The following is a 2,508-nucleotide window of genomic DNA, read 5'->3' on the forward strand; positions in this document are numbered from 1 at the left end:
CTCGTTAGTGATTGTACTCACTTAACGCAGTGTCCAAAACTACTGGTTCAGATCAGTTTATACTAAGGTGCCATGAGTTACCCAACAACTTTAAAGCTGACAAAATACAAACTAGATTCCGTTGGGTATATCTTTCGTAATAGCCATTTGAGCATAAAAACAAATGGTAAATTCTCCGCTTTGGCATGTTTTCTACAGAGCTTTTCAAACTCAACATTCTCAACATCAACTATTTCTAGTATGCAGATTTTCCGCTCATCTTCGAGAGTAAATGCTTCAACAACCTGTCCAGGGTAATAATGGCTTTCAGATTTATCTCTAATCGTTGCAGTTTTTTTACCAGAAAGAATCTGGCGCTCTAACCTAGTGAAAAATGTCATTCTATCCAATGATTTACACCAACTCTCTCCAATGTCTTCCAAGTTTACACCAGCATTAAATGAATCGGCAATAAGCTCTTTCTTTTTTAAGCTTCAATCTAACCCAATGGACTAGTGAGGGAAATCATTGGGGATATTTTCTGTGTCGCATAACTTTTAATATGGAAAAGTCCGTGAACAGGATATGAATGAGTGAAAGGTCTACCAAATAATGGGGCACTTTCGAGCTAGAAAGTGCCAAGGGTAGAAATTCAACCTAAGAAACTCTTGGACATAAATGAGTTTATAAAAACCTTACATTAGCGATTCATGAATAACTACAGGTATGGCAATTTGTTTAACTTAGGGGCCAGTATTGATGGGGTAGCTCATCTCTAAAAGGCAATAATAATTTGCATAGTTGTTACTATGGATCTAAGGTGTACAATAATACCTAACGAGGCAGTATCCATGCGAATTTCTAGGGAAGCAGAGCAGTACATTCTACAATGTCAGTTAACGGCGTTAGAGGAACAAGAATACGAAAATGATGATCATGACAGTATTCAAGAGCCAGTGACCGTTAATAGCTTGAGAGAAGCAAAGCCTTTACTCGATAAGGGCATAACTGTCGTATTAAATGGGAAGCATTTGACAGCTAAAAACGGTCGTGTCTTTGCGGCTCCAGCTCATGTGATTAACCGAAGTGTAAAGCTTGGGTTTGAGGAAGCAGAATTAGTTAGTGGTGCCATGCGTGTGATGGAACATCATATAGCTCATGGTTCTGTTAAGCACATGTATCGCCTACTACAACAGGATGCTCAGAAAAGTTTTGATGACTTCAAGGAAGCCATTAAGCCACATACAAGTGCAGATGATACACAATATTTAATAGCAAAAGACTTGAACGAGATTGAAGCTAGAGCAAAAAACTTCCCGCTAATTACAGCAAAGCAAGCATCAGTACTGTTTGGAGAAGTAAGTGCTGCAAATCCTTCAAGATTGGTTGCTAAACTCAAAAAAGAAATGAAGCTACTCGGCTTTTATTTTGGAAATTCTCGTAATATCCAGATCCCAGCGTTTCAGTTCGACACTGAACGTCTTGGTGTGTACAAGCCAGTCGAAAGGTTGTGTCACATATTTGATGGGTTAAATGATTGGGGAGTGTATAAATGGTTAACAACTCACAATGATGATCTGGAGTGCACACCTGCTCAAGCTATAAGCCGACCCGAGCTTGAAGAAGATTTGCTATACCTAGCAGGTTTGTTTAAGTCTCAAAGCACATTGCGTGACTTAACCTTTGCTTCAGAAGAGCAAGACTATGAGTAAGGCGCCACCACTGCTGAAAATCGAACCTGGTCGTCATTTTTACCGTGCATTAAATAAGGTATATGACGACAATGGTGAGCGTGCTTACACAGCCATAGATCCGAATCCATTTCTACAAGTTAAGTTCACTAGTGATATTAGGGCTATCTACTCTGATGGTACGGTCACCGCTGGTCGCTTTTCGCCATTCCGCTCTAACGACAAAGCAGTCCCTGCTCTGTATATAGCACCAACTAGAGAAACGGCCTATTTTGAAACGGTACTACGACCACTTGCTACAGATTCAGTAGTAACGTTATCATCCAAAGAGTTTCAAAATCTCGCTGTGGCTACAATCTCTTTTAGAAAGGAGCTAACCTTTGCTGATTGTAGAGCTGCATATCTGAAAGGCGGGGCCGAAGCATTTTGGGATATTAGTTTTGATGATTTGTTTAACAAATCTCAGCTGAAATGCTTGGATATAGCAAGAACGCTAGCTAAGCACATTCATAATACCTACCCCAATGTAGATGGCTTAGTTTGGGATAGTGTTCAACAAGGAAATATTGTCCCAGTATACGTGATTTTTGGACCAAAGCGGGAGGGAGACATACATTTAGAAGTGGATGCTTTGGAGGATATCGCTACATGGAAGCCTTATTTACACCAAGCTGTACAGAATGACCACTTAACCATATCTTCAGATCTAGCATCGCTACTTTAAATGTTAGCGTGGCACTTTCGCGTTAAAAGTGCCACGGGTAAAAATTCAACCAGAGAAGCTTTTGGACAAAAGTTTGTCAGCGACTTTACTAAATTAGCAATTAATGAATAACTG

3 protein-coding genes are annotated in these 2,508 nt (G+C 39.9%); 2 read left to right on the top strand and 1 reads right to left on the bottom strand.

Going from position 1 to position 2,508, the window contains the following annotated elements; translation table 11 throughout:
- Positions 1-77: 77 nt before the first annotated feature.
- Positions 78-422, bottom strand: a complete 345-nt coding sequence (gene yqfB / locus ACED59_RS24280) for a N(4)-acetylcytidine aminohydrolase (protein WP_371693080.1) — start codon at positions 420-422, stop codon at positions 78-80.
- A gap of 408 nt (positions 423-830) precedes the next feature.
- Here yqfB and ACED59_RS24285 point away from each other — a divergent pair, with 408 nt between their 5' ends.
- On the top strand, positions 831-1,691 hold the full coding sequence (locus ACED59_RS24285; protein WP_016800229.1) for a hypothetical protein: 861 nt from the start codon (positions 831-833) through the stop codon (positions 1,689-1,691).
- Complete coding sequence (locus ACED59_RS24290) at positions 1,684-2,394, top strand: RES domain-containing protein (RefSeq protein WP_016800228.1); 711 nt, start codon at positions 1,684-1,686, stop codon at positions 2,392-2,394. The genes ACED59_RS24285 and ACED59_RS24290 overlap by 8 nt, the downstream gene beginning before the upstream one ends.
- Positions 2,395-2,508: the final 114 nt, after the last annotated feature.

This window comes from Vibrio sp. FF266 (assembly GCF_041439695.1).
In the GTDB taxonomy this organism is placed as follows: domain Bacteria; phylum Pseudomonadota; class Gammaproteobacteria; order Enterobacterales; family Vibrionaceae; genus Vibrio; species Vibrio tasmaniensis_A.

Coding starts and splice junctions, on each gene's coding strand:
- ACED59_RS24285 (WP_016800229.1), top strand. CDS start 831: ATGCGAATTTCTAGGGAAGCAGAGCAGTACATTCTACAATGTCAGTTA.
- ACED59_RS24290 (WP_016800228.1), top strand. CDS start 1,684: ATGAGTAAGGCGCCACCACTGCTGAAAATCGAACCTGGTCGTCATTTT.